Consider the following 26,399-nt stretch of genomic DNA (forward strand, 5'->3'; position numbering starts at 1 on the left):
AACAGTTACTAAATGGGCGGCTGCTGCTCGTTTCGCGTCTCGTTGTAAACGAGGTGCTGCGGGGTCTGGGGCGGGCTGTAGGTCGGCGGCTGGGGCTGCTGCTGTGGCTGCGGCGTGTAGCTCTGCTGGGGTTGCTGGACGGGAGGCTGAGGGGCGGGTACATGAGGTGCCTGCCCCTGGCCCTGAAAGTTCAGAACGTGCGGTAAAGCGTCAATGATGCGCAGGGCACGAGTGGCGCCGATGTAGATGAGGATGATGCCGACCAAGGCGGTGGCGAACCCAAGGAACGCGACAAAGCCGCCACCCGCTGCCGCGCCGCTGTCGTAGAAGTAAGAGCGACTGGCGGAGTTGGCGATACCAATGCCGATGGCCCCGACAATGGGGCCAAAGATCGATAAGAGAAGGCCTGTGACGAAGATGCCCGCTGACGGTTTGAACTGCATGTTTCCCCCAATTTGAGAATAAAGACAGAACGACAGAATAAGGCACAAACACAAATCCCCCGTTACGCGTCAAGCCAACACACCTTAGAGCCGCTTTTGGCGGGTTTTTTCATACCCAAAACAAAGGAGAACCATCTTGGTTGATTACACCTATTCCAGAGTCGCAGCTCTGAACTTCAACACCACCCCGGCATCGGTGGCTAAGTCCGCTACCGGCAGTGTCTACGCCATCGGTGACACCACTTTCACCACGCCGCTTAACGTCACGCTCGTGGTCGGCGCCTTCACCACTACCTCCCTGAGCGCCGACGCGAACGGCTTCTTCCCGGACTTAACGGTTGCTAACAGGACTTCGGTCGTGTGGAAGCAGAACGGATCCAGCTTCACGTCCGTGCTGACTACGACGGATCCTGTGCCCGGCCCTAAAGGCGACCCCGGCAACTCCGGGGCGAAGGGTGATAAGGGTGACCGGGGCGACCTCGCAGCTTGGCAGCCCAACACGTTCTACCCGCTCAACCAGGTCATCAGCAACCAGACCGGCGACCTCGTAAAAGTCACCACCGCGCACACCAGCGGGGCTAGTTACGACGCATCCAAGTTCGGGCCCATCGCCATACAGGCAGGCGGACTCACCGGAACCGTACCCGACGCCGCACTACCATCACGGCTCAGTGACACCTCACTAACCGCCACTTATGCCACGCCTGCTACGGCGGCTGCCGCCGCTGCAGCGCAGCTTGACGCAGCTCCCAAATCGAAGGGCGACAAGCTACGGCGGTTCCGGTCGGCACTGGAGAACAACAGCGTCAATGTAATCGCGTGCGGCGACTCATGGACAGAGGGCACCCGTGGAGCGGACGCACCTAACCTGCGGTTCGTGGTTCGAAGGTTTGGGTGGACCTCATCGAGCAGAATTCTCCAGTGCCGATCATTCACCATCCTCGGCATCAGCATCAAGATCGCCCGCTTCAACCATCTGCGCTATGAATGCTGCGCCGGCCTCAGTTGGAACCAAGTCAAGGTTCATATCGATCCCCATCACGATCTGACGCACCTGCCCGTGCTCGACGGAGAACAACCCGTCTCCCACCAAGTTCGACACGAGAACTGTCATCCCTGGATGGATCGGGAGCCGATAATTCGTAAGGATTGCCCCGTCGGGGATCTTCGCATAATGACGGAGTATCTGATTCTCGACTTGGCTGTAGCGGTGAGACAACAGGCTCAGGTTCCTCTTGAAGTTTTGGATTGAAAGCTTCGGGATTTCACCCATCTTGTCGTAGCGCCAATGGCACTCACCGCAAAGACAGATCATGTTCTCAAACTCGTGTTTCTGCACCTTGGTCCAAGGTTCAATGTGTGCCATCTCCAGCCTGATCGTGCCACCACACCGAGGGATGGCGCACCTGTACCCGGCCTCCTCCTTGAGGCGACGTTCGAGCGGGCGTGGAACAGCTGGGCGATTCTGAGGCATGGCGCCATTTTACGGGCAGATGAAAACTGGTGATGTAGGGGCCTTAAGTGCCCCCACCGGGCCAGCAACGACGGTAGGGGCACTGAGCCTTCACCCGGCGCTCTCCCACCAGCCCCTTGGAAATTCGGGCCGCATGTTCTTGCACCATTCGTTGCTGCACCGGCTGGGGACGTAGTCGGTATACGACAAGCCGGTAAACGTCTCGACCGGGAGTGATTCGTCAGTCGTGAAAGATCCGCATTCGCTGCATTTGAAGGTCTCGCCCTGCTTGTACCGCGGGTGCTGTTTCATCGTGGTTCCTTTCGAAGAGTGCCACTGTATGTGGTCAGTTCCCAGTGTTCCCCTGAACCAAGGTTCGGTACCGAAGACGACACGCCCGTTCCACTCCCTGCTCGACTGCCGTCACCGGAAGCACCCTCGCACCCATGCCGGAAAGCCGCGGGACTATCAACACATAGACCTTCCCCGACAAAGGAGAACCACCGTGGCACGATACAACGCCGCCAACACAGACCTCGCGAACCAGGCAGCAACCCTCCGCCAGCGCCTCCGCGAAACCACCGAAGCCGTCCGCAACGACCGCAAGCTCACCCCCGAAGGCAAGCTCTCCAAGATCGCCCGAACCTACCTGGACACCAAGAAGGCGATCAACGACCTCAAAGCCGCTGAACTCCAGGCACGCACCACCCGCACCAACGACCTCCGCCGGCAACTCTTCGGCAACACAGCCACAGAGCCGCAGCACGCCATCTCCTACCGAGACGCACACGAACGAGTCTCCAACCTCGGCCTACGCGACGAAAGCAAAGCCCTCGCACTCCTTGACCGGGCCGAACGCTCAGGCGACCAGATCCTCGTCAAAGCCCTCATCAGCCGCGCAGTCGAAGCAGGCTGGGTCAACGTCGCCAACACATACATCGAAGCCCACCCCTACGAAGACCAGAAGCTCGAAGAACTCTGGGAGATGCAGCCACCCACAGACGACCACATCAGCGGCCTCAAAGAGATCATCGTGGAAGCAGGCGCCTTCGCCCTCGACACCCCTACCGAACTCACACGGTTCAGCTATGACAGCCAGATCGAACAGATCGCAGCAGCAGACGTATAACCCTGCTCTGCCCATAGACCGGCACGCCGTGTCCCACCTGAGGTTTAGTGGAAGGTGGACACGGCGTTGCCATAACCCCAGGGGAGGGGACCAAAGGCTCACCCCCGCCCAGACCGCCGGTGAGGTGAAAAGGATGTTTTGCAAGCAGATAGACCCAACAGAAAGGACCATTTATGCCTGGTCCGAAGGCAAATCCCGTTAAGCCAAATTCCCGGCATCGCAGCCCTGGCGTGCGTTCCGGGCTGATTGAACTTCCCGCTGAAGGGTGTTCTTTTCCCGTCCCTTCATTGCCAAAAACGCGCGATTGGGCCCCGGAAGAGAAGAAATTGTGGCGGAATTTGTGGAAAAGCCCGCAGGCTAACGAGTGGGACGACTCGTTTATACCTGCTGTAGCGGCTTACATCTGCCACGCTGTGGCCGTTTACGACGGTTCAGCATCAGCATGGCAGGCGCAAGAAATGAGGCACCTAGGCGGGCAGCTAGGGCTTACGCCAGCTGGCATGCTGCCCCTCGGCTGGGTTGTCCGTCATGAGCAGTAGGAGGCAGGCGAGACGTGCGGTGGTGGCACCTGTATTCAAAGGCTCGGAGGACCCAAACCGTGTGACGCAGCAGCTCATCGAGTCACCCTGGGGCGAGTTCCGCGGCTGGTTCAAGGGCGGCGTGTGTCGCCGTGTTAGGGCTCAGGATGGGCGCATGTACGGCTGGGAGGACGCGCCCGGTGTGTGGGCATCAGTTCTCAACCGGACTTTCAGACCGCGAGGGCCTCGCTAACGCCCTGGGGCACATCCCCCTACCCGCCCCGGCAACTCCGGACGGCTCGGGAGGGTGATTTTGCTTTGTACGCTTGGGGGGATTTCACGGAGCTACTTTGACTCCGTGAGTATGATCCTTACCCCATTGTCCGGGTGGAAGGTCCAAGAGGCCTCGTAGCCTTTCCACGAAGCATTCTGCATGCCGTCCAGGGCCCTAGTTCCGTCCATGCGAGAAATGACACTGTCCGGGGTATCAACTCCCGTAAGCACGCAGCCAATCTCCTTCATGGTCATACCCCGAGTGCTGCTCTTTGGCTGGCCTTGCAGGGTCACCGTTCGGTCCTTGTCCCCCAGGGTTGCATACTTGCTGCTTACCACGCCGCAGGATCTGAGTGTTTGTTTGATGTAGCTGTCAGACGGAGTGGGGGTTTGCGTTGCACTCGTTGCCGGCGCCGTTTGCAACCCGCAGGCAGACAGTGCGAGTACCGCGAGAATGCCGGAACTTCCGAGCGCGGCCTTGTTTAGTTTCATGCTTCCCCCAATTTTGCGATTTCTAGACGCAGATGCCAGTGTAAGCAAATTCCGCACGTCCTAACTGGGGCTTGAGTCTAAATTGCGGGAATCTTCGCAAGACGCTGCGGATCGAACTCGTATCACAGTGGCCCATAACTAAATAGCAAGACATCTAGCAGCCCGCCCATGGCGGGCTTTTTTGTACCCAATACAGGAGGTGGGCATATGGCCCAAACCAGGACAGTCGCCGTGCGCTTTTAAAGCCGAAATCCAGGGCTTCAAAGCCTCAATGGCGGAAGCTGCGGCGGCTACCGAGAAAACCAAGAAAGCGACTGAGGACGCTGGCAAGGCTGCTGACACCCATATGGGGAAGCTTGTTCAGTCAGCGACGAAGAACCGAGACGCTTGGGAGCAGACCGGCGCGGGACTGCTTGGCTTTGGTGCGGCGGCAGTTGCCGCCGTGGGCCTAGCTGTGAAGACGTACGCGGATTTCGACAAGTCAATGTCCAGTGTGGACGCCGCAACTCATGAGACGGCCGGCAATATGCAGTTGCTGCGTAACGCTGCCGTCGAGGCGGGCGCCGACACGTCTTTCTCTGCCCAGGAAGCAGCGCAGGGCATTGAGGAACTAGCTAAGGCGGGTGTCGCTACCAAGGACATTCTGAGCGGTGGCCTGTCTGGGGCGTTGTCGTTGGCTGCTGCGGGTGCTCTGGGTGTTGGTCAAGCTGCTGAAATCGCCAGCTCGGCTCTTACGCAGTTTAAGTTGTCCGGGGATAAGGTCCCGCATATCGCTGACCTTCTGGCTGCCGGCGCGGGTAAGGCGCAGGGTTCCTTGCAGGACCTTGGTGCTGCGCTGAACCAGTCCGGCCTGGTTGCTGCGTCTACGGGCTTGACCATTGAGGAAACCACTGGAGCCCTGGCTTCGTTCGCTTCTGCCGGCTTGACGGGTTCGGATGCTGGTCCGTCGTTCAAGACGATGCTGATGTCCCTGAATCCGAACTCCAAGCAGGCTGCCCAGTTGATGGATCAGCTCGGGATCCACGCTTATGACGCTCAGGGCAAGTTCGTGGGCATGTCGGAGTACGCGGGGATCCTTCAGAACGCTTTGAAGGGCCTGACTGATGAGCAGCGCAACGCTACCCTCAAAACACTCTTCGGCTCGGATGCTGTGCGCGCCGCAAACATCCTGTACCAAGAGGGCGCTGCCGGCGTTAGTAAGTGGGAAGACGCTGTTGATGACGCTGGCTTTGCGGCTGAGACTGCCGCCCGAATGCAGAACAACCTTGCCGGCGACATTGAGAAGCTAGGCGGGTCCATGGATACCGTCTTCCTGAAGTCCGGTTCTGGTGCCAATGATTTCTTGCGCGGCCTGGTGCAGGGCGCTGAAGACCTTGTTGATGCCATCGGTAACGTTCCGACGCCGATCCTCAATGCCGGCGCGGCCATTACGGGCGTTGCCGGCATAGCGGCTCTCGTAGGTGGCGCATTCCTTACGCTGACGCCGAAGATCCTTGATTCGATGCAGGCGTTTAAAAAGCTCGCACCCTCTGGAAGTCGCGCTCGCGGAGCTCTGGCTGGTGTTGGCAAGGCTGCTGGAACGGCAACGGCAGGTCTGCTTGCACTCCAAGCTGTTGGTGCTGTGTTCAACGAAAGCCATACGACATCGGCAGGAGAATTCGGGCAGGCAATTCGGGGTGTTGCTAAGGCATCCAATGATGCCGCGGCGTCAAAGGGCCTGGATATTAGGGACCTTGCGGGAGCCGTCAAGGAAGTAGTGAACCCCCATATTCCTTCCGGACTCCAGGACACGCTTGATGTCATATCTAACTGGACCGGCACTGCTAAGAATGATCTTGGTCAGGTGCGAGATAAGTTCGCTGGGCTTGGTGAGCAGATGGGGAGTCTCGCTAAGAACGGCGCTGCTGATGTAGCGGCAAAGTCTTTCCAGACGCTTACTAAGGAGTTTGAGAAGAACGGTAAGGGCGCGAAGGTAGCTCTTGACGTTCTTCCTGGGTACAAGGAAGCGTTGCAGGGCCTTGCTAATAAGGCCAACGTAACTCTGACGAGCCAGGAACTACTTGACCTCGCTATGGGCAAGGTGCCGGCTTCGATGCAGGCTGCCGCTGCTGCCAGTAAGGGGGCAGCAGACGGTGTGAGCGGGCTTGGTGCTGCGGCATCTGGCGCTGTCCCGCTGACTGAGGAAGTTACTAAAGCCCTCGAAGACATTGGTGTGTCTGCTGACGGCACGGTTACCAACCTGACGAACTTCACGGTCGCTCTGATCAATGCTGGGTTGCTGACTTTGTCTGCTCGTGATGCTACGGCGAAGTTCGATGAGGGCCTGGACTCACTCAAAGGCAAAATCGACACGATCATGGCTACGGAGCAGGCTCACGGCGGTGTCCTAAACGAGACGAAGACTGACTTGGATCTGATGTCTGAGGCTGGCCGTGCGGCGAATGATGTTCTCACGGACATGACGACCCGTGGCTTGAACGCTGCGAAGGCTACGGCTGCCAACGGTGAGTCTCAGGACGCAATCCAGAGGAAGCTGAATAAAACCTACGATGCGATGGTTACGACTGCTAAGGGGTTCGGTCTTAGTGATGCGGCGGCTAATACGCTGACTCGCTCTATCCTGCATATCCCGGAAGGTGTGAGTGTCGATTCTTGGATGTCGTCTCAGGCTAAGACGATGGCTGAGCAGACTACGGGTGCAATCAATAACATCCCTAAGAACGTCGAAATCAACGAGACGTACAACAAGCGAATCAACGAGATTATTCAGCGTTCGACGCTGCCTGATTTGAATGGTGATGCTTCGGGTAGTGGCCGGCCTGGTCTTTTCAGGGGTGGCCGCGTGCGTGATGTGGTCGGGTTTGCTGAGGGTGGCATTGTTCCTGGGACTGCACCGTCTGATCCGACGCAGGACAATGTGTTGGCGATGGTGAATGGTCAGCCGTTGAAGGTTCGTTCTGGTGAGTGGATCATCAACGAGAAGTCGTCCCGGAAGTATGACGGGGTGTTAGCTGCTATCAATGCCGGTACGTTCCGTGGTTACGCGGAGGGCGGCCGGGTTGGATGGTCGCAGCCGACGTTCAGTGTCGCGGCGCCGGCGTTCCCATCCTCACTACGCCTGGTAGTGCACGGACACGAGTTCACCGCATATGTGGATGGCCGCGTCGGATCCGGCATGGACCGTGTCGCGTCGGTAGCTAGCGGGAGGATTCGCTAGAACATCGGAAGGCCCACGGCCCATTCAATTCAAGTGGGCCGGGGCTTTCTTCCAGTTCACGGCCACCCGTGGACCTATTTCGCCGTTATGATACGGACTGTTTGGGGGTGAGCTGGTCACCCGCAAGGGGACTTGAAAGCAGAACAGGGTGCACAGGCAAGCATTTGAACAACACGCCATATGGGCTCAGATTGAAGATGCCCTCAACCGCGTGAAAGAGGTGCAGGAAACTCAGCCGCCCGCCGATGAAGTTCCAATGCTTCTGAGAATAGAGTTCGTCCTCAAGTATGTGGATTCGTACCGGTCGCTAGCAGCGACATCAAGCGCGCTTTTCAACGAGCAGCTTCTCGGCCCGGTCCAGAGTATCGCCGCGCAGATCGTCAGCTACTTGCAACAGCGGCAGGCAAACTACAACTACCGGCCCTACACAGAAAACGCGCTCGGCAGCGCGGAGTCGCTGCTGGTTCAAATCGGTAATTGGCCGCGCCCGTACGCCAAAGGCGCCCAAATTCAGCAGATCAACACCCTTTACGAGGGCCTGCTGGAAATGCAGGAGCAACAAATTGCAGAGTTCGAAGCCAGATACGACGCGACCCGGGACAGGCTGTCCCAGCTGGTTAGCGACCTTGATGCCAAGAAGGCTCAGGTCGAAGGGGAATTCGAGCTGTACCGGACGGAAGCCCTCGCTGTATCGAGTGCGGTGGACCACGAGAAAAGCCGGATTGATGACGTGGTGCAAAAAGGATTGGAAAAGGTTGCCGATCTGCAAGCTAGGAACACTGATGCCTTCGATGAGTGGAAACAGCAGGCCCATGGTGAGCTGGAAGACTACACGGATGCCCAAAAGGATGCTATTGACAAGACCCTGAACAGCGCAACGGGTGCGCTGAAAACGCTTAAGGAGAATGAGAAGGAGTATGCGAATATTAGCGCCGCGGCGGGCGGGGCAAAGTTAGCTGGAGAATTCAACACAGAGGCTTCCAGTGCGCAGAAACTGGGACTTCGACTTTACATGATCGGTTTCGGCGTTCTAGTTCTCGCCGCCCTGCCTTTGGTTCTATGGCTGTTCTTTCCACCGGTAAGCCAACAGGGGGACGGTATCTGGCAGCACTTCCTTATACGTATCTCACTGGGAGTGCTTGGCGCCTCTGCTGCGACGGTGTTAATTCGGCTTGGCTCACGGTTTGTTACAGGAGCGACAGCAAGCAAGCGGATGGCACTCGAACTTCAGACATTTGGACCGTTCCTGGCCAACGTCAAGGATAAGGAAACTGTTGATAGTGCTCGACTTGAGCTAGTGGATCGGGCTTTCGGAAAGAGCTACGCCCCGGGTGAGTCAGATTCCAAAGATGAAGCAGTCCCGGTGACCGCGTTCGCGCACATCCTGGATCTGGTGAAGGCCATAAAGTGACAGTGGCCCTGTCATAGGGGAACCGTACTGTTCTGGGCATGGTGAAGTTTGACCCTGAGGGGTTCGCGGCGATGATGACCCGCATAGAAGCGGAAGAACGGGAGAAGGAACGGCAACAGCACACGCTGCGCTCGCCGTACGAGGACCTGGAACCCGGCTACGAGTACATGCCCGGTTAATATGTGGGGGTGGAACCCGAAGAAGCCCCAGCCCCGAGCGACCGCCTATACACCGTTGATGACCTAGCCGAGATGCTTCAAATCAGCGCTGCCAGCATACGGTCGCTCATGGTGAAGGAGCGGTGGCCGCGTTCCAAGTACGGGACCAGGATCCGCTTTGAGCAGTCGGACGTTGACGCCATCCGTGCGATGCACCGCTTAGACGTATCCCTAAAGGCTCGACCTACGACTATTGGGACCAAGCAATCCCGTCGACGGTCTGAAAACTTCAACAGGCGGAACGGTCTTACTTGGCCTCCAGCGGACTAGCGCCGAGTCCGCAGAAAGTCCGCAGGAGAGGCGAAAAATGCCCGCGGCTGCCAATCTCACCCAATGCTAAACCGCGGAAAATCAAGGTTCTCAACCTCACCCAATCCCCCGCAATCAAGCCTGCTTAGTTCGAGCTCTACTACGGCGTCTAGTCTGCGGCCTGCCCTGCAGGAGCGCTGAAACAGCAAAGGCGGCTACCGGTTCATCCGGTGGCCGCCTTTTGCGTTGTCCCGGCCGTCAAGGCCGCGGACGGAGACCGTAAGGTGGGGGCCCGTCTCCAGACGTGCTGAGACCGGGAGCCGGACCCCCTGACGAATGCCCCCCGAGACGAAGACTGTCCAGCCTTCCCCCCAACAAGGTTGGAGAACACCGCCAACCACATAATCGGGCAAACGCTTGCTAAGCGCAATGCCGGTCCGGCGCGTTACGCCGGTGCGGCGGCAGCGAAGCTATGGAACATGGTCCGCTGCGGCCCCGCGGAACCGCCCAGGTACGGCCCTGCGTCGACAAATCCGGCGCGGCGGTACGCGGAGAGGCCCGCATGGTTGTCCTCATTGACGGAAAGTACGACGCCGGACTCGCCGCTTTGGTGCCGGGCGGTGAGCTTGCGGGCAGCCTCCACAGCGGCAGCGGCCGCCAGCGTGCCCAGCCCCCTGCCCTGGTGCCGGCTGTCGATGAGGAAGCCCCGCAGCAGCCAGGCTGAGCTGTCGTCGGGCCACCCGGCAAGACCGGCGGCCCCCGCCTGGAGGGTCAGGACACCGGATGCGTTCCCGCCGGCCTCCACGACGTAGGGGTGCCGTGATTCCTCGGCCAGGCCTGCCAGCGCCATGCGCAGGGGGTCGCCCACGAAACGTTCCTGGCCTGCCAGGAGCGACATGTCCGCGATGGCGCCCAACTGGATGGCGCGGGCATCCGCGTCCAGGTCCCGGAGCGGGATGAGCCAGACCCAGTCAGTGCCCATAGAAGACACGTTCAAAAACAGCCCGGGCGCGGCGGCTCACCCGCAAATAGTCTTCCTCCAGCGCGGCTGCGTGTCCCGGCTCATAGCCGCACCAGCGCGCCACGGCTTCAAGGTCGCGGCGGGAGGATGGCAGGAGATCGGAAGCCTTACCGTTCCAAATGACATTGGCGGACCGGATGCGGCTGGCCAGCCGCCAGGCCTCGGCCAGCAAACCGGCGTCGGCAGCCTCCAGCAGTCCAAGTTCCGCTGCTGCGGTGAGGGCTTCCAGCGTGGATGTGGTCCGGAGTTCCGGGTGTTTCCCGGCATGTTGGAGCTGCAGCAGCTGCACCAGCCACTCAACATCGCTGAGGCCGCCGCGGCCGAGTTTGAGGTGCCGTGCTGGGTCGGCGCCGCGCGGCAACCGCTCCGATTCCACCCTGGCCTTGATGCGCCGGATCTCCCGTACGTCCTGCTCCGCCACGGTTTCCGGGTACCGGATGGGGTCGATCAGCGAGAGGAAATCAGCGGCCAGGGCATCATCGCCGGCCATGGGCCGTGCCCGCAGGAGCGCCTGGGCTTCCCAGATCAGGGACCAGCGGCGGTAGTACTCGGCGAAGGAATCCAGGGAGCGCACCATGGCCCCGTTTTTCCCCTCGGGACGGAGGTCGGCGTCCATCTGGAGGACCCGTTCCGCCATGATGGCCGGCTTCAGGGGCTGCGTGAGGAGGCTGGACACCTTCGCCACGATGCGGGCCGCCTGTTCCTGCGCCTCCGCTTCGGTAAAGCCGGGGAGCGCCCTGTGGACGTACATCACGTCGGCGTCGGAGCCGTAGCCGATCTCCCGGCCGCCCTGCCGGCCCATGGCCACCACCAGCACCGTGGTTTTGAGCGGGCCGGCGGCAGAGACTATTCCTTCCGCCACCCGCAGCGCGCCCAGGACGGCGGCGCGGTCCGTGTCCGCCAGGGCCCTGCCCACCTGTTCCTGGTCGAGGAGGCCGGCCGAATCGGCGATGGCGATGCGCAGGATTTCCCGCCGCCGGATCAGCCGGATCAGGCGCATGGCACTCTCCGGGTCCTCGTGCCGCGACATCTTTGCCGTGATCTCCTGCCATTGGGCTTCAAAGCCCACGGGAACCAGGTCCTTGTCCTGTCCCAGCCATGCCACCGATTCCGGCGAGACCTCGAGCAGGTCCGCAATGAGCCGGGAGTTGGACAGCATGTGGCACAGGCGTTCAGCGGCGGCGTTGGAGTCGCGGAGCAGGCCCAGGTACCAGTGGGTGGTGCCCAGGGCTTCGCTGACGCGGCGGAAGGCCAGAAGGCCTGCGTCCGGGTCCACGCCCTCGGCGAGCCAGTCGAGCAGGATGGGCAGGAGCTGGCGCTGCAGGGCGGCCCGGCGGCTCACACCGGCGGTCAGCGCCTCAATGTGGCGCATCGCCCCCTGCGGGTCCCGGTATCCAAGGGCCGCAAGCCGTCCCTGCGCCGCCTCGGGGGTCAGCCTGGCGTCCTCGCTGCTGAGTTTGGCTGCCGTATTCAGCAGCGGCCGGTAGAAGATGCGCTCGTGCAGTTCACGGACCGAGCGCTTGGTCCGCTGCCACGCGGACAGCAGGGAGTCCGGGCTGGGCCGTTCGTTGGAGAACGGCCCCAGGACGGCTTTGGCCAACGAGCGCAGTGCCGGCTCCGCCACCGGCATGAGGTGGGTGCGGCGCAGCTGGAACAGCTGGATCCGGTGTTCCAGGAGCCGCAGGTAGCGGTAGGCATTGTCAAAGGCCGCCGCGTCGGAACGGCCAATGTAACCGCCCGCTGACAGGGCAGCGATCGCAGAGGTGGTGTCCCGCCGTCGTAATGTCTCATCCGCCTTGCCATGCACCAGCTGGAGCAGCTGGACGGTGAATTCAACGTCGCGCAGTCCGCCGCGGCCCAGCTTGATCTGGCGCTGCTCCTCGGCGGCCGGAATGTTCTCGGTGACCCGGCGCCGCATCGCCTGGACGGACTCGACGAAGCCCTCCCGGCCGGCCGAGCTCCAGATCAGCGGCGCCACGGCTTCCTCGTACGCCCGGCCCAGTGCGGCGTCGCCCGCGATGGCACGGGCCTTGAGCAGCGCCTGGAATTCCCAGCTTTCGGCCCACCTGGCGTAGTACGTCTCGTGGGAGGCGAGGGTGCGGACCAGCGGCCCCGATTTGCCCTCGGGCCTCAGGTTCGCGTCCACCTCCCACAGTCCGGGTTCCCTCGCGACCGAGGAGATCGCCCGGGAGATGCCGCTCGCCAGCGCCGTGCCGATGGTGTTGGCCTGGGCGTCCTCCAGGCTGCCGGCGTCCACGACGTAGATGACGTCGACGTCGGAAATGTAGTTCAGTTCCCGGGCACCGCATTTGCCCATGCCGATGACTGCCAGGCCGACGTCGGCGACGTCGGCAGCGCTGTGCTGCTCCGCCGCTTCAGCGCGGGATACGGCGAGGGCAGCCTCGATGGCGGCCGCGGCCAGGTCCGCCAGTTCACCGCCCACCGATGGCAGGAAGTCCAGCGGGTCCGCGGCGCAGAGGTCCTTGACGGCGAGGTCCACCAGTCCGCGCCGGTAGGCCGTGCGCAGGGCAGCGTAGGCGTCCGCGCCGGTGGCGGCGGCCACGGGACGTGCGGCGCGGGGGTCGGCGCCCACAGCCTGCAGGAGGGTGGTGCGCAGCCGGCCCGGGTCGGCAGGCAGCGGCTCGGGACTGGCCCGGACCCGGAAGGCCTCCAGGTGTTCCGGGTGCCTGATGAGGAACTCCCCCAGGGCCTCGGAAGCGCCCAGGACCCGGTACATGGGCTCGCTGTCCTCCGCGTCAGCGGCCGCCAGGTCACGCAGCTGCGGGTGCTTTTCAATCAGCCGGACCAGGGACTGCAGGGCAGTGTCCGGGCTCGCGGCCAGCTGCAGCCCGGCAAAGAGCCTGTCTTGGTCCAGCCCCTCAAGTTCGCGCGCGGCAAGGAACCGTTCGCCCTTCTCCAGGTCGCTGAATCCGGCCGCGATCAGGCGGCGTGCCAGGCTCACGCCGGGCACCTAGAGGATGCCGAGGTTGCGCTGCAGCTCGTAGGGCGTCACCTGAAGCCGGTAGTCCTGCCATTCGGCGCGCTTGTTGCGCAGGAAGTGCTCGTAAACCTGTTCGCCCAGGATCTGCGGCATCAGCTCCGAATCCTCCATGGAACGGATGGCATCGTGCAGGCTGGCCGGGAGCGGGTCATGGCCCATGGCGCGGCGTTCCGCGGAGCTCAGCGACCAGACATCGTCCTCTGCCGCGGCCGGAAGGTCGTAGCCCTCCTCGATGCCCTTCAGGCCCGCGCCGAGCAGCACGGCGTAGGCAAGGTACGGATTCGCGGCGGAGTCGATGCCGCGGTACTCGATCCGGGCGGACTGGCCCTTGCCGGGCTTATACAGCGGCACGCGGACCAGCGCGGAGCGGTTGTTGTGGCCCCAGCTGAGGTAGCTGGGTGCTTCGCCGCCGCCCCACAGGCGCTTGTAGGAGTTGACGAACTGGTTGGTGACGGCCGTGAATTCCGGTGCGTGCTTGAGGATGCCGGCGATGAACTGCCGGGCCGTCTTGGACAGCTGGAACTCAGCCCCTGCTTCGAAGAACGCGTTGCTGTCGCCTTCGAACAGGGAGAAGTGCGTGTGCATGCCGGACCCGGGGTGGTCGGTGAACGGCTTGGGCATGAACGTGGCGTAGGTGCCCTGCTGGAGCGCCACTTCCTTGATGACGGTGCGGAACGTCATGATGTTGTCCGCCGTCTGCAGGGCGTCGGCGTAGCGGAGATCGATCTCGTTCTGGCCCGGGCCTGCCTCGTGGTGGCTGAATTCCACGGAAATGCCGACCGATTCCAGCATGGTCACCGCGGTGCGCCGGAAGTCCTGGGCCACGCCACCGGGGACATGGTCAAAGTAGCCGCCCTCGTCCACCGGAACAGGAGCACCGTTCGGACCCGGCTCGTGCGACTTGAGCAGGTAGAACTCGATCTCGGGGTGGGTGTAGCAGGTGAAGCCCATGTCCGCGGCCTTGGCGAGGGTCCGCTTGAGCACGTTGCGCGGATCGGCGGCGGAGGGCTCGCCGTCGGGGGTCAGGATGTCGCAGAACATCCTGGACGTCTGCTCGGTCTCGCCGCGCCACGGCAGGATCTGGAAGGTGGCGGGATCCGGCTGGGCCAGCATGTCGGATTCGAAAACACGGGCCAGGCCTTCGATGGAGGAACCGTCGAACCCCAGGCCTTCCTCGAATGCGCCCTCGACCTCCGCCGGGGCCAGCGCCACTGACTTCAGCGAACCCACGACGTCGGTGAACCACAGGCGCACGAAACGTACGTCGCGCTCTTCGATTGTGCGCAGGACAAACTCTTGCTGGCGGTCCATGATGGCCTCTTCTCCGGTCAACGTCCATGCTCCGGGGTCCGCGCAAAGGGGAAAGCCGGCAGCAGTTCATCATCACTGTACTAATCATTCGGCGCCGATGCTTGAGCCTGCGCCGTGCGTAACACAGCATTAACCTGGCGGTCCCCAAAACATGCCCCCAGGCGCGGTTTCCAGCGGTACCCGGCACCCCGTCCCGGCGCGGAGCTATGGCGCTTATCACCTTTTTGCGGGGATGCCCGCGGTAGCTAGGACGGCCGGTACCGCACTACGCTCATCCCATGGCCTCCAACAGCTCCGACTCCAGCGCGTCCGCAGAAGTACCCGCCCCGTACGGCAACGGCCCCGGCGTGCCGGTTCCTGCCGAACGGAAGCCCGCCAAGGTCCGCATCCACCACCTGCAGCAGGCCAAGCGTGACGGCACCAGGTTTGCCATGCTCACGGCGTACGAGCAGTACACGGCCGAGATCTTCGATGCTGCCGGCATCGAGGTGCTCCTGGTCGGAGACTCGGCGTCCAACAACGTCTTTGGCAATGAGACCAGCCTCCCGGTGACCGTTGACGAACTGCTCCCCCTCTGCCGGGCGGTGGCCAGGTCCGCCAAGCGTGCCCTGGTGGTGGCCGACCTGCCGTTCGGCAGCTACGAGGTCAGCGCGGAACAGGCCGTCGGCGCGGGCGTCAGGTTCCTGAAGGAAGGGCTGGCCCACGCGGTGAAGATCGAGGGCGGGAAGTACTACGCCCCCACGGTCCGCGCGATGGTGCAGGCGGGCATCCCCGTGATGGCCCACATCGGCTTCACGCCCCAGAGCGAACACGCCTTGGGCGGCTACCGCGTGCAGGGCCGCGGCGACGACGCCCAACGGCTGATCGAGGACGCCCTCGCCCTTGAGGAGGCCGGCGCGTTTTGCGTGCTGATGGAGATGGTGCCGACCGAGACTGCCGCAGCGGTTGACGCCGCCGTGGGCGTGCCCACTGTCGGCATCGGGGCCGGGAACGCCACCACGGGCCAGGTCCTTGTCTGGCAGGACATGGCCGGGCTTCGCGGCGGCCGGATGGCCAAATTCGTCAAGCAGTACGCGGACCTGCGCAGCACACTGCACGACGCCGCCACCGCCTACGGGGACGACGTCCGGTCCGGCACGTTCCCCGGCCCGGAACACTCGTTCTAGGCAGGAAACAGCCCGTCAGTCGTCGTCGCCCTTTTCCCAGGCCTCGTTGCGCGCCCGGACCTTCTCGATGGCGTGCTCAGCTTCTTCGCGGGTCTTGTAGGGCCCAATGAGCTGGCTCCAGTCCGACAGCCGGTCCTCTTCCACTTCGTGGGTATTGACGTTGAACCAGTACTCAGTCATCGTTGCTCCTCGTTCCGGCGACAGGAATACCGGGGTGATCCACGTAACACAAACACTTACGCGCCCCCTCCCCAGCTTGTCGGTTGTTAGGCGTTCTGTGGTGCCTTATATGATCAATCTATGCCTTCCCTTGCCTCGACTGCACCCATTGGCACCCTCACCCCGGGTACCCTGAGTCCGCAGCGTCCCGTCCCGGCGTCCATCCCCCGTCCGGAATACGTCGGCAAGCCGGCACCCGCCAAATTCACCGGCTCCGAAGTCAAGTCTGCGGAGACCATCGAGAAGATCCGGATTGCCGGGAAGATCGCGGCGCAGGCCATCGTGGAAGTGGGCAAACACATCCAGCCGGGGGTCACCACCGACGAGCTGGACAAAGTGGGCCACGAATTCCTGCTGGACCATAACGCCTACCCGTCCACGCTCGGTTACCGCGGATTCCCCAAGTCGCTGTGTTCCTCCCTGAACGAGGTCATCTGCCACGGCATCCCGGACAGCACCGTGGTCCGGGACGGCGACATCCTGAACATCGACATCACGGCCTACCTCAACGGCGTCCACGGAGACACCAACTACACGTTCCTGGTGGGGGACGTGGACGAGGAATCCCGGCTCCTCGTGGAGCGTACGCAGGAGTCGCTGCGCCGGGCCATCAAGGCCGTGGCGCCGGGGCGTGAAATCAACGTCATTGGCAGGGCCATCCAGTCCTATGCCAAGCGCTTTGGCTACGGCGTGGTCCGCGACTTCACCGGCCATGGCGTCGGAGAGGCCTTCCACACCGGGCTCATCATCCCGCACTACGATGCCGCCCCTGCCTACAACACCGTGATCGAAGCGGGAATGGTGTTCACCATCGAACCGATGCTCACGCTGGGCACCGTGGAGTGGGACATGTGGAGCGATGACTGGACCGTGGTCACACGGGACCGCAAGCGAACCGCCCAATTCGAGCACACCCTGCTGGTCACCGAGACCGGCGCCGAAATCCTTACCCTGCCGTAGCTCTGCCCGTGCCCCCTGGGCATGCTGCCGGTGCAGACCGGACACCTGTTACGGGCCGCCCCCAAAGCCGCCCCTTTTCCTGCCCGCCCCTGTCAAGAACGGAATCCCATTGGCCAAGAAGGACGAGAAGTCGCACAAGAACGCACCGCTGATCGGCATCGACATCGGTGGTACGGGGATCAAGGGCGGCATTGTCGACCTGAAGAAGGGCAAGCTCCTCGGAGAACGCTTCCGGGTGCCCACCCCGCAGCCCGCCACCCCTGAGGCCGTAGCCGAGGCCGTGGCCCTGGTGGTGGCCGAACTCTCGGCACGCCCCGAAGCCCCGGAAGCCGGCTCCCCCGTGGGCGTGACCTTTCCCGGCATCATCCAGCACGGCGTGGTCCACTCCGCAGCCAATGTGGACAAGAGCTGGCTGGACACGGACATCGACGCCCTCCTCACGGCCCGGCTCGGCCGGCCGGTGGAAGTCATCAATGATGCGGACGCCGCAGGCCTGGCAGAGGCACGCTACGGGGCCGGCGAAGGCGTCGCCGGCACTGTCCTGGTGATCACGCTCGGTACCGGCATCGGTTCAGCCTTCATCTTTGACGGAAAGCTGGTCCCCAACGCAGAGCTGGGGCACCTTGAAATTGACGGCCACGATGCCGAATCCAAGGCGTCCGCCGTTGCCCGCGAACGGGACGGGCTGTCCTGGGACGAGTACAGCGTGCTCCTGCAGCGCTACTTCTCGCACGTGGAGTTCCTGTTCTCGCCGGAACTGTTCATCGTGGGCGGCGGGATTTCAAAGCGCGCCGACGAGTACCTTCCCAACCTCAAACTCCGCACCCCGATTGTCCCGGCGGTCCTCCGCAACGAGGCAGGCATCGTGGGTGCGGCGCTGGAAATCGCGCTCCAGCACAACCTGGCGAAATAGGAGTGGTGCCGGTGGCGGCTGCGGCTTCCCCTCCGCTGCCGCCACCGGAGTTTTAGAGGGGAGTCTTCTCGGAGCTCTTGGCTGCGCCCTTGGCGCCTTCCCCGGCCTCGTGGCGGAGCAGGGCAATGGCAGTCTCGAAGTCCTCGAGGGACTCAAAGGCCTGGTACACGCTGGCGAAGCGAAGGTAGGCTACCTCGTCGAGTTTCTGCAGCGGCCCGAGGATCACCAGGCCCACCTCGTGCGCATCGATTTCGGCGGCGCCCGAGGCACGGATCTGCTCTTCGACTTCCTGGGCCAGCATGGCGAGGTCATCCTCGCTCACGGGGCGCCCCTGGCACGCCTTGCGCACGCCGTTGATGACCTTGCTGCGGCTGAAGGGCTCGCCCACGCCGGAACGTTTGATCACGGACAGGCTGGTGGTTTCCACCGTGGTGAACCGGCGGCCGCATTCCGGGCATTGCCGGCGCCTGCGGATGGCCGAGCCGTCATCAGCCATCCGGCTGTCCACCACGCGGGAATCAGGGTTGCGGCAGAACGGGCAGTACATGGCGTTCCCCCTTTTCGGTTGTGGTGTGCAACGGCGTTGGAAGCCACCAGCACCGCCGGGGGGCGATGCCGTGGCGTTCCCAGTTTACGGGCAGATGTGGGGTAATAACAATCCTGTAATTACTACATGTAGTGGTATCACCGATCGCCCGGGAACCGGGCCGTCACCGCGTCCCCGTGGGCCGGAAGATCCTCGGCCCGGGACAGGCTCACGATGTGTCCGCTGACCTCGGCCAGAGCTTCCCGGCTGTAGTTGACCACCTGGATGGCGCGCAGGAAGGTGGTGACGTTCAACCCGGAGGAAAAGGCTGCCGTACCGCTGGTGGGCAGCACGTGGTTGGAGCCGGCGCAGTAGTCGCCAAGGCTGACGGGGCTGTAGTCCCCCACGAAGATCGCGCCCGCGTTCCGGATGCGGGCGGCCACGGCGGCAGCGTCCCGGGTCATGATTTCCAGGTGCTCCGCTGCGTACGCGTCACAGGCAGCGATTCCCTGCTCGAGGCCGTCCACCAGCACGACGCCGGACTGAGGACCGGACAGCGCCTCCTGCACCCTGGCCGAGTGCTTGGTGGCGGCGGCCTGCAGTGCCAGTTCAGCACGCACGGCGGCGGCGAGCTCCTCGGAATCGGTAATGAGGACCGAGGCTGCCTTCGGATCGTGCTCCGCCTGGCTGAGCAGGTCGGCGGCAACCAGGGCGGGCTGGGCGGAGTCGTCCGCCAGGATGGCGATCTCCGTGGTTCCGGCCTCTGAATCAATGCCGACGACGCCCTTAACCAGGCGTTTGGCCGTGGCAACGAAGATGTTGCCGGGGCCGGTGACCACGTCCACGGGCTCCAGGGCCGGACCTGCCTCCGTCGCTTCGACGCCGTAAGCGAAGGCGGCAATGGCCTGGGCCCCGCCGATGGCGTAGACCTCAGTGATGCCCAGCAGCGCCGCCGCCGCCAGGATGGTGGGGTGCGGCAGCCCGCCGAACTCCTTCTGGGGCGGCGAGGCCAGGGCGATGGACTCCACACCCGCCGCCAGTGCTGGCACGACGTTCATGATCACCGATGACGGGTACACGGCAAGGCCGCCGGGAACGTACAGCCCCACGCGGGCCACCGGAACCCAGTTCTGGCTGACCACTGCGCCGTCGCCCAGTTCTACGTCGACATTGCGCGGGCGCTGCCCCTCCGCGAACTTCCGGGCCCGGCTGATGGATTCCTCCAAGGCAGCCCGCACGGCCGGATCCAGCTGGTCCAGCGCTGCGGCGAGTGCCTCGCCGGGGACCAGCGGGTGCTCCTGCGCCACGCCGTCGAACCGTTCGGCCAGCTCGGCCAGCGCCGCGAAGCCGCGCTCCCGGACGGCGGAAATGATCTGCAGGACCTTTTCCTCGGCGTCCGCCACGGTCTGTCCCTTGGCGCGTGGCACCGCGGCGCGCAGTGCCGGGAGGCTCAGGTGGCGGCCCCGAAGGTCAATGGTGCGGAACTCGACGGCGGCTGTCACGGGGGCGGGAAACTCCGGGGATGTGGTCACCGCTCTATTTTACGGGGCTGTGCACGCCTGCTGTTTCCGCGCCGGCTGGATCAGGCTTTCTGCCCGTGGCGCCCACCAGTTCCAGGATGAAGACCGACACGGCCGTGGCGGCAGGCCAGAGCAGCAGGACCGGCCACGCCCGCAGGGAGAAGGCGATGCTGGCGTTTGCCGACGTGTCGACGGCCGGACCCCACAGCCGTCCCGCCAGGACACCTGTCCCCCATGCCACGGCGCTGCCCGCGAACGCCCCGGCCAGGCCGGTGAGCAGTGCCGCCTGCGGGTCCGGGCGCTTGCCGTCCGCCAGGAATACGGCCAGCAGGCAGCCGGCCAGCACCAGGATGCCTGCGAGCGTGAGATCGCGCGGCAGCCAGACCAGGGGCACGGTGCCGGCCGCCAGGGCTGGGTCGCGGGTGATCAGGTTCAATCCGCCCGGGGCAAGGACCCACCAGAGGATGCCCGCCGGGATGCCCGCGGCCGCCGGGACCAGCAGCAGGGACCATGGCAGCAGCCGCCTGGCGGGGCGGGCGAAGTTCGTCATGCAACACACCTTAACAAAGGTTCCTGCAAGGCCATCCGCCGTGATGCGGCCGCCGCCTGTTTTCCAGCCGTGACCGTGGGCCAATACGCTTGGGGAAAGAGTTACGCCACTTAGTTCAGGAGTTCCGGTGACCGACAACAGCGAGCCGTTCGAGCAGACGTTCAGGGAGATGTTCCGCCGGCATGCCGCGGGCGTCGCCATCATCACCGTGAATTACCAGGATGAGCCCTACGGCTTCACGGCAACCTCCGTGGCGTCCCTGTCGGCGAAGCCGCCGCGCTTCACGTTCAACATGGCCCGCAGCTCCAGGTCCTGGCCCGCCGTGGCCAACACCCAGTACCTGGGGGTGCACATGCTGGGGCTGGAGAACCAGGAGCTGGCGGCCCGCTTTGCCCGCCCCGGCAACCGCTTCGAAGGCAATCACTGGGAGATCGGTCCGCACGGGGTGCCCATCCTCAAGGATGTTGCCGGCTGGCTGATCGGCGAGATCCAGATGCGGCTCTCGTTCGAGAACAACGCCGTGGTGGTGGTCCAGGTAGTGGACGGCCAGGTGGGCGGCGAAGGATCGCCGCTGCTGTACCACGGCGGCGCCTATGGGCAGCCGGTGCCGCTGGACTACGAGATCTGACGCCCACAGACCGGCGCAGCAAAAAGGCGGCCGACGGCGGGAGGTGATTCCCGCCGTCGGCCGCCTGTTTGTCAGGCGTCCAGGCAGGCGGGCCCCAGCAGGACCTTCAGGTCGCCGAACAGCGACGGGCTGGGGTTCACCCGAAGGTGGACGGGCAGGCCCATGATTTCGGTCCGGGTGTCCCCTTGCAGGTGCAGCCGCACCTCCGAGTTGCCCCGGTGGGTGCGCAGGACGTCGCCGAGCTCCGTGACCACGGCCTCGGTGGCCTTGTGGGTGGGCATGGTGATGACCAGGGGCCCGTGCAGCCCTTCGCTCAGGTCCGGAACGGAAAGCTCCATGCAGTTGAGCGTGATGGCGCCGTCGTCGCGCTTCTGCAGCCGGCCCTTGACCACCACGATCAGGTCCTCCGCCAGTACGGAGGCGATCGGCCCATAGACCTGCCCGAAGAACATGACTTCGATCGAGCCGCCCAGGTCTTCCACCTCGGCCCGGGCGTAGGCATTGCCGCTGGCTTTTGCGATGCGGCGGCTCAGGGACGTGATCATGCCGGCGATCGTGATGATCGCTCCGTCCTGCGGCCCGTCCTCGCCGATGATGGAGGTAATGCTCATCTCTGCATGCTGGGCCAGGAGTCCCTCCAGGCCCTGCAGCGGATGGTCCGACACGTACAGGCCCAGCATGTCCCGTTCGAAGGAGAGCTTGTCCTTCTTTTCCCACTCGGGCAGGTCCGGGATCTCGATGCTCAGGGAGGACGATTCCGCCCCGGCGTCTTCGAAACCGGCGAAGAGGTCGAACTGGCCGATGGCCTCGTTGCGCTTGAGGGTGATGACGGAGTCGATGGCCTCTTCGTGGATCATGGCCAGGGCGCGGCGGTGGTGGCCCAGGGAGTCGAACGCGCCGGATTTGATCAGGGACTCGATGGTCCGCTTGTTGCAGACCACGGCCGGGACCTTCATCAGGTAGTCCTTGAAGGAGGTGAACGCTCCCTCGCTTTCGCGGGCTGCCACCATGGCTTCCACGGCGTTGACGCCCACGTTGCGGATGGCGCCCATGCCGAAGCGGATGTCGTTGCCCACCGGGGTGAAGTTCAGGGCGGACTCGTTGACGTCCGGCGGAAGCACGGTGATGCCCATGCGCCGGCACTCGTTGAGGTAGATGGCCGACTTGTCCTTGTCATCGCCCACCGAGGTCAGCAGCGCCGCCATGTATTCAGGGGCGTAGTGGGCCTTGAGGTAGGCGGTCCAGTACGAGATCACGCCATAGGCGGCCGAGTGGGCTTTATTGAAGGCGTAGTCGGAGAAGGGCAGCAGGATGTCCCAGAGGGTCTTGACGGCCTCCATGGAGTAGCCGTTGTCCTGCATGCCCTGGGAGAAGCCGGCGAACTGCTTGTCCAGCTCGGATTTCTTCTTCTTGCCCATGGCGCGGCGGAGGATGTCTGCCTGGCCCAGCGAGTAGCCGGCCAGCTTCTGCGCCACGGCCATGACCTGCTCCTGGTACACGATCAGGCCATAGGTCCCGCCGAGGATCTCTTTGAGGGGCTCCTCCAGCTCCGGGTGGATGGGGATGACTTCCTGGATCCCGTTCTTGCGCAGCGCATAGTCGGTGTGGGCGTTGGCGCCCATGGGGCCCGGACGGTAGAGCGCCAGGACGGCGGAGATGTCTTCGAAGTTGTCAGGCTTCATCAGCTTGAGCAGCGACCGCATGGGACCGCCGTCGAGCTGGAACACGCCCAGGGTGTCGCCGCGGGCCAGGAGCTCGTAGGACGGGGCATCGTCCAGCTCAAGGTTTTCCAGGTCCAGGTCGATGCCGCGGTTCATCTTGATGTTCTCGAGGGCATCGGAAATGATCGTCAGGTTCCGCAGGCCCAGGAAGTCCATCTTGATCAGGCCAAGGCCCTCGGACGTCGGGTAGTCGAACTGGGTGATCACCTGGCCGTCCTGGAAGCGGCGCATGATGGGGATGACGTCGATGATGGGGTCCGAGGACATGATGACGCCGGCGGCGTGCACGCCCCACTGGCGCTTTAGGCCTTCGATGCCGAGGGCCGTTTCGAAGACCTTGGCGGCTTCGGGGTCGGTGGCGATCAGCTGCCGGAAGTCCCCTGCTTCGCTGTAGCGCTTGGACTCCGGATTCTGGATGTCCGCCAGGGGAATGTCCTTGGCCATCACGGCCGGCGGCAGTGCCTTGGTCAGCGTCTCGCCCATGCTGAACGGGTAGCCCAGGACGCGGGAGGAGTCCTTGAGGGCCTGTTTGGTCTTGATGGTGCCGTAGGTGACGATCATCGCGACGCGCTCGTCACCGTACTTGCGGGTGACGTAGTCGATGACTTCCGAGCGGCGCCGGTCATCGAAGTCGACGTCGAAGTCGGGCATGGAGACGCGGTCCGGGTTGAGGAACCGTTCAAAGATCAGCCCGTGGCGCAGGGGGTCGAGGTCGGTGATGCGCATGGCGTAGGCCACCATGGAGCCTGCACCCGAACCACGCCCGGGGCCCACCCGGATGCCGTTGTTCTTGGCCCAGTTGATGAAGTCGGCAACCACCAGGAAGTAGCCGGGGAAACCCATGGAGGTGATGACGCCGAGCTCGTAGTCGGCCTGCTTGCGGACTTCATCCGGGATGCCGCCCGGGTAGCGGTACTGCAGGCCCTTGTCCACTTCCTTGACCAGCCAGGAGGTCTCGTCCTCGCCGGGCGGGCAGGGGAACCGCGGCATGAAGTTGGCGTCGGTGTTGAAGGACACTTCGCAGCGTTCGGCGATCAGCAGGGTGTTGTCGCACGCCTCCGGGTGGTCGCGGAAGAGTTCCCGCATCTCCTGCGGGGACTTCAGGTAGTAGCCGCTGCCGGAGAAGGCGAACCGGGAGCCGCCGTTGTCATAGGTGGGTTCCAGCAGCGTGGAGCCGGACTGGATGGCCAGCAGGGCCTCGTGCGCCTTGGCGTCGTGCTCGTGCGTGTAGTGGAGGTCGTTCGTGGCCACCAGGGGCAGGTTCAGGTCCTTGGCGAGCCGCAGCAGGTCGCCGGTGACCCGGCGTTCGATGTCCAGCCCGTGGTCCATCAGTTCGCAGAAGTAGTTCTCCGCGCCAAAGATGTCGCGGAACTCGGCTGCGGCCTCGAGTGCTTCGCGGTACTGGCCGAGCCGGAGCCGGGTCTGGACCTCGCCGGAAGGGCAGCCCGTGGTGGCGATGAGTCCCTCTGAGTAGGTGTTGAGCAGTTCCCGGTCCAGCCGCGGCCACTTGCCGAAGACCGAGTCGAGGGACGCGATGGAGGAGGCCCGGAAGAGGTTCCGCATGCCCACGTTGTTGTAGCTCAGGAGGGTCATGTGGGTGTAGGACCCACCGCCGGAGACGTCGTCCTTGCGCTGGGATTCATCGCCCCAGCGCACGCGTTCCTTGTCCGTCCGGGCAGTACCGGGCGTCACATAGGCTTCGACACCGATGATCGGCTTGATGCCCTTGTCCGTGGCTTTGCGCCAGAAGTCGAACGCGCCGAACAGGTAGCCGTGGTCTGTGGTGGCGAGGGCCGGCATGCCCAGGCGTTCGGTCTCATCGAACAGCTCCCCCAGGCGGGCCGCTCCATCCAGCATGGAATATTCGGTGTGGGTGTGCAGGTGGACAAACGAATCATTGCTGGAACTCACCGCACTATTCTAAGCGCTGCCCCCGGACACTACTGCCAGGCCGGCCGTGTCAGGCCTGGCCCGATTCCAGCACTTCCAGGGCGTAGGAAAGGTCCTGCGGGTACTCGCTGGTGACCGTAACGCGCTCCCCCGTCACGGGGTGGTCAAAGGCCAGTTGACGGGCGTGCAGCCACTGCCGCGTGAGCCCCAGGTTGGCGGCCAGGCGGGGATCGGCGCCGTAGGTGAGGTCGCCGGCGCAGGGGTGGCGGAGCGCGGAGAAATGGACCCGGATCTGGTGCGTGCGGCCGGTTTCAAGGTGGACTTCCACCAGGCTGGCCTTGCCGAAGGCCTCCAGGACTTCGTAGTGGGTCACGGAGGGGCGCCCGTCCTCGATGACGGCGAAACGCCAGTCGTGCCCGGGGTGGCGGCCGATGGGGGCATCGATGGTGCCCGTCAGGGGATCGGGAAGGCCCTGCACCACCGCGTGGTAGACCTTGTCCACCGTGCGCTCCTTGAAGGCGCGCTTGAGGGCGGTGTAGGCGCGCTCGGATTTGGCCACCACCATCACCCCGGAGGTCCCGACGTCGAGCCGGTGGACGATGCCTGCCCGCTCGGGGGCGCCCGACGTGGAGATCCGGTAGCCGGCGGCGGCAAGCCCGCCCACCACGGTGGGCCCCACCCAGCCCGGTGAGGGATGGGCTGCCACGCCGACGGGTTTGTCGACGACGACGAAATCATCGTCGTCGAGCAGGATATTCAGGCCTTCCACAACTTCCTCCACGACTTCAAGCGGGTCCCGCCGTTCCGGGACGGTGACCTCGAGGGTGTCCCCGGCCACGAGTTTTGCCGACTTGCCCAGGGCCTTGCCCCGGTTGAGGACGTGGCCGTCCGCGAGAAGGGATGCGGCGACGGAACGGGACACGCCCAGGAGGCCGGCCAGGCCGGCGTCCGCCCGCGCCCCGGCGTATTCTTCGGCGACGACGATGCGGTCAGTCATGGCCAGGCTTGTCCTTGTGTGCGCTCCCCAGCCGTGTTCCGTCCAGGGCGATCCCGCGGATGGTCAGGATGCAGATAATGGCGACGGCGGACACCACCGCGGAGTCGGCAATGTTGAAGATGGCGAAATTGGGAAGCTGGATGAAGTCCACCACGTGTCCCATGCCGAAGGATGGCTCACGGAAGAGCCGGTCCGTGAGGTTCCCCAGCGCCCCGCCGAGCAGCAGGCCCAGGGCCAGGGACCACCAGGCGGAGCCCAGCCGGCGGACCTGGAAAAGGATGGCGACAGCCACGCCGGCCATGATGATGGAAAACACCCAGGTGACGTTCTCGCCGATGGAGAACGCGGCGCCGGAGTTCCGGATGAAGTACCAGTGGAGCAGGGGCGGCAGCACCGGGATCCGTTCCCCTTCCACCATGGTGGAGGTGACCCACAGCTTGGTCAGCTGGTCCAGGACGTAGGCGAAGACCGCGAACCCCGCGAACAGGGACAGCAGCACCGCCCGGCGGGGGCGCGGCGAGGGTGGGACAGGGCGCGCGGCGTCGGCGGCAAGTTCGTCAGTCATGGTGCTTT

22 protein-coding genes and 1 pseudogene are annotated in these 26,399 nt (G+C 63.9%); 11 read left to right on the forward strand and 12 right to left on the reverse strand.

Translation table 11 applies throughout. From position 1 onward, the window contains the following. Positions 1-8 precede the first annotated feature (8 nt). Positions 9-443 carry a hypothetical protein gene (locus BACI349Y_RS11525; RefSeq protein WP_159632215.1) on the reverse strand — a complete coding sequence of 145 codons (435 nt, stop codon included), beginning with the start codon at positions 441-443 and terminating at the stop codon, positions 9-11. Positions 444-579: 136 nt separating this feature from the next. Between BACI349Y_RS11525 and BACI349Y_RS20270 the strand changes: the two genes are divergently transcribed. Continuing rightward, positions 580-1,695: a collagen-like triple helix repeat-containing protein gene (locus BACI349Y_RS20270; protein WP_236560805.1), complete on the forward strand. Its 1,116-nt coding sequence runs from the start codon at positions 580-582 to the stop codon at positions 1,693-1,695. 33 nt (positions 1,696-1,728) lie between these two features. Here the strand turns inward: BACI349Y_RS20270 and BACI349Y_RS20535 are convergent. Next, positions 1,729-1,917, reverse strand: a pseudogene (locus BACI349Y_RS20535) (HNH endonuclease signature motif containing protein); the annotation flags it as partial. Between the two features lie 484 nt (positions 1,918-2,401). Between BACI349Y_RS20535 and BACI349Y_RS11535 the strand changes: the two are divergent. The 6 genes from BACI349Y_RS11535 to BACI349Y_RS20545 all read left to right on the forward strand — a co-directional run bounded on the left by BACI349Y_RS11535 (position 2,402) and on the right by BACI349Y_RS20545 (position 9,424). Next, the gene (locus tag BACI349Y_RS11535) at positions 2,402-3,025 is read left to right on the forward strand and encodes a hypothetical protein (RefSeq protein WP_159632217.1); all 624 of its coding nucleotides are present in this window, start codon (positions 2,402-2,404) and stop codon (positions 3,023-3,025) included. A 173-nt stretch (positions 3,026-3,198) separates the two neighbouring features. Next, the gene (locus tag BACI349Y_RS20540; RefSeq protein WP_442858410.1) at positions 3,199-3,564 is read left to right on the forward strand and encodes a phage terminase small subunit; all 366 of its coding nucleotides are present in this window, start codon (positions 3,199-3,201) and stop codon (positions 3,562-3,564) included. Between the two features lie 1,015 nt (positions 3,565-4,579). Beyond that, the gene (locus tag BACI349Y_RS11540) at positions 4,580-7,525 is read left to right on the forward strand and encodes a phage tail tape measure protein (RefSeq protein WP_159632218.1); all 2,946 of its coding nucleotides are present in this window, start codon (positions 4,580-4,582) and stop codon (positions 7,523-7,525) included. A gap of 148 nt (positions 7,526-7,673) precedes the next feature. Then, on the forward strand, positions 7,674-8,936 hold the full coding sequence (locus tag BACI349Y_RS11545) for a hypothetical protein (RefSeq protein WP_159632219.1): 1,263 nt from the start codon (positions 7,674-7,676) through the stop codon (positions 8,934-8,936). A 38-nt stretch (positions 8,937-8,974) separates the two neighbouring features. Continuing rightward, the gene (locus BACI349Y_RS11550; RefSeq protein ID WP_159632220.1) at positions 8,975-9,115 is read left to right on the forward strand and encodes a hypothetical protein; all 141 of its coding nucleotides are present in this window, start codon (positions 8,975-8,977) and stop codon (positions 9,113-9,115) included. Positions 9,116-9,124: 9 nt separating this feature from the next. Continuing rightward, positions 9,125-9,424, forward strand: a complete 300-nt coding sequence (locus BACI349Y_RS20545; protein ID WP_159632221.1) for a helix-turn-helix domain-containing protein — start codon at positions 9,125-9,127, stop codon at positions 9,422-9,424. A gap of 424 nt (positions 9,425-9,848) precedes the next feature. On the opposite strand, the gene BACI349Y_RS11560 is transcribed toward BACI349Y_RS20545, so the two are convergent. Genes BACI349Y_RS11560 through glnA form a run of 3 tightly spaced genes read right to left on the reverse strand, consistent with a single transcriptional unit; the run spans position 9,849 to position 14,736 of the window. Beyond that, a complete protein-coding gene (locus BACI349Y_RS11560; protein ID WP_159632222.1) occupies positions 9,849-10,385 on the reverse strand; it encodes a GNAT family N-acetyltransferase in 537 nt (178 codons plus the stop codon). Next, positions 10,375-13,386, reverse strand: coding sequence for a bifunctional [glutamine synthetase] adenylyltransferase/[glutamine synthetase]-adenylyl-L-tyrosine phosphorylase (locus tag BACI349Y_RS11565; protein ID WP_159632223.1), 3,012 nt, complete (start codon positions 13,384-13,386; stop codon positions 10,375-10,377). The genes BACI349Y_RS11560 and BACI349Y_RS11565 overlap by 11 nt, the downstream gene beginning before the upstream one ends. A 9-nt stretch (positions 13,387-13,395) precedes the next feature. Further along, positions 13,396-14,736: a type I glutamate--ammonia ligase gene (glnA, locus tag BACI349Y_RS11570; protein WP_141160830.1), complete on the reverse strand. Its 1,341-nt coding sequence runs from the start codon at positions 14,734-14,736 to the stop codon at positions 13,396-13,398. 278 nt (positions 14,737-15,014) lie between these two features. Between glnA and panB the strand changes: the two genes are divergently transcribed. After that, positions 15,015-15,902 carry a 3-methyl-2-oxobutanoate hydroxymethyltransferase gene (gene panB / locus BACI349Y_RS11575; protein ID WP_159632224.1) on the forward strand — a complete coding sequence of 296 codons (888 nt, stop codon included), beginning with the start codon at positions 15,015-15,017 and terminating at the stop codon, positions 15,900-15,902. Positions 15,903-15,917: 15 nt separating this feature from the next. On the opposite strand, the gene BACI349Y_RS11580 is transcribed toward panB, so the two are convergent. Beyond that, a complete protein-coding gene (locus tag BACI349Y_RS11580; RefSeq protein WP_159632225.1) occupies positions 15,918-16,082 on the reverse strand; it encodes an SPOR domain-containing protein in 165 nt (54 codons plus the stop codon). 120 nt (positions 16,083-16,202) lie between these two features. Between BACI349Y_RS11580 and map the strand changes: the two genes are divergently transcribed. Beyond that, positions 16,203-17,081 carry a type I methionyl aminopeptidase gene (map, locus tag BACI349Y_RS11585; RefSeq protein ID WP_159632226.1) on the forward strand — a complete coding sequence of 293 codons (879 nt, stop codon included), beginning with the start codon at positions 16,203-16,205 and terminating at the stop codon, positions 17,079-17,081. Positions 17,082-17,190: 109 nt separating this feature from the next. Further along, positions 17,191-17,994, forward strand: a complete 804-nt coding sequence (ppgK, locus tag BACI349Y_RS11590) for a polyphosphate--glucose phosphotransferase (RefSeq protein ID WP_159632227.1) — start codon at positions 17,191-17,193, stop codon at positions 17,992-17,994. A 52-nt stretch (positions 17,995-18,046) separates the two neighbouring features. Here ppgK and nrdR read toward each other — a convergent pair whose 3' ends face one another. The 3 genes from nrdR to BACI349Y_RS11605 form a co-directional block, all read right to left on the reverse strand. Beyond that, complete coding sequence (gene nrdR / locus BACI349Y_RS11595; RefSeq protein ID WP_159632228.1) at positions 18,047-18,541, reverse strand: transcriptional regulator NrdR; 495 nt, start codon at positions 18,539-18,541, stop codon at positions 18,047-18,049. Positions 18,542-18,678: 137 nt separating this feature from the next. Then, entirely contained in the window at positions 18,679-20,052 is a 1,374-nt protein-coding gene (gene hisD, locus BACI349Y_RS11600) for a histidinol dehydrogenase (protein ID WP_159632229.1), read from the reverse strand. A gap of 4 nt (positions 20,053-20,056) precedes the next feature. Continuing rightward, positions 20,057-20,590: a hypothetical protein gene (locus BACI349Y_RS11605; RefSeq protein WP_159632230.1), complete on the reverse strand. Its 534-nt coding sequence runs from the start codon at positions 20,588-20,590 to the stop codon at positions 20,057-20,059. 127 nt (positions 20,591-20,717) lie between these two features. Between BACI349Y_RS11605 and BACI349Y_RS11610 the strand changes: the two genes are divergently transcribed. Beyond that, complete coding sequence (locus BACI349Y_RS11610) at positions 20,718-21,218, forward strand: flavin reductase family protein (RefSeq protein WP_056331660.1); 501 nt, start codon at positions 20,718-20,720, stop codon at positions 21,216-21,218. A 71-nt stretch (positions 21,219-21,289) separates the two neighbouring features. Here BACI349Y_RS11610 and dnaE read toward each other — a convergent pair whose 3' ends face one another. From dnaE to lspA, 3 genes are read right to left on the reverse strand one after another with little or no spacing between them, the layout of a single operon-like run. Next, positions 21,290-24,850, reverse strand: coding sequence for a DNA polymerase III subunit alpha (gene dnaE, locus BACI349Y_RS11615; protein ID WP_159632231.1), 3,561 nt, complete (start codon positions 24,848-24,850; stop codon positions 21,290-21,292). A 49-nt stretch (positions 24,851-24,899) separates the two neighbouring features. Beyond that, the gene (locus tag BACI349Y_RS11620) at positions 24,900-25,826 is read right to left on the reverse strand and encodes an RluA family pseudouridine synthase (protein ID WP_159632232.1); all 927 of its coding nucleotides are present in this window, start codon (positions 25,824-25,826) and stop codon (positions 24,900-24,902) included. After that, positions 25,819-26,391, reverse strand: a complete 573-nt coding sequence (lspA, locus tag BACI349Y_RS11625; RefSeq protein WP_159632233.1) for a signal peptidase II — start codon at positions 26,389-26,391, stop codon at positions 25,819-25,821. Before lspA ends, BACI349Y_RS11620 begins: the two co-directional genes overlap by 8 nt. Between the last annotated feature and the right edge of the window lie 8 nt (positions 26,392-26,399).

The sequence above is a fragment of the Arthrobacter sp. 8AJ genome (assembly GCF_902506025.1).
In the GTDB taxonomy this organism is placed as follows: Bacteria; Actinomycetota; Actinomycetes; order Actinomycetales; family Micrococcaceae; genus Arthrobacter.

Coding starts and splice junctions, on each gene's coding strand:
- BACI349Y_RS11525 (WP_159632215.1), bottom strand. CDS start 443: ATGCAGTTCAAACCGTCAGCGGGCATCTTCGTCACAGGCCTTCTCTTA.
- BACI349Y_RS20540 (WP_442858410.1), top strand. CDS start 3,199: ATGCCTGGTCCGAAGGCAAATCCCGTTAAGCCAAATTCCCGGCATCGC.
- BACI349Y_RS11540 (WP_159632218.1), top strand. CDS start 4,580: ATGGCGGAAGCTGCGGCGGCTACCGAGAAAACCAAGAAAGCGACTGAG.
- BACI349Y_RS11550 (WP_159632220.1), top strand. CDS start 8,975: ATGGTGAAGTTTGACCCTGAGGGGTTCGCGGCGATGATGACCCGCATA.
- BACI349Y_RS11560 (WP_159632222.1), bottom strand. CDS start 10,385: ATGGGCACTGACTGGGTCTGGCTCATCCCGCTCCGGGACCTGGACGCG.
- glnA (WP_141160830.1), bottom strand. CDS start 14,736: ATGGACCGCCAGCAAGAGTTTGTCCTGCGCACAATCGAAGAGCGCGAC.
- panB (WP_159632224.1), top strand. CDS start 15,015: ATGGCCTCCAACAGCTCCGACTCCAGCGCGTCCGCAGAAGTACCCGCC.
- BACI349Y_RS11580 (WP_159632225.1), bottom strand. CDS start 16,082: ATGACTGAGTACTGGTTCAACGTCAATACCCACGAAGTGGAAGAGGAC.
- map (WP_159632226.1), top strand. CDS start 16,203: ATGCCTTCCCTTGCCTCGACTGCACCCATTGGCACCCTCACCCCGGGT.
- nrdR (WP_159632228.1), bottom strand. CDS start 18,541: ATGTACTGCCCGTTCTGCCGCAACCCTGATTCCCGCGTGGTGGACAGC.
- BACI349Y_RS11605 (WP_159632230.1), bottom strand. CDS start 20,590: ATGACGAACTTCGCCCGCCCCGCCAGGCGGCTGCTGCCATGGTCCCTG.
- BACI349Y_RS11620 (WP_159632232.1), bottom strand. CDS start 25,826: ATGACTGACCGCATCGTCGTCGCCGAAGAATACGCCGGGGCGCGGGCG.
- lspA (WP_159632233.1), bottom strand. CDS start 26,391: ATGACTGACGAACTTGCCGCCGACGCCGCGCGCCCTGTCCCACCCTCG.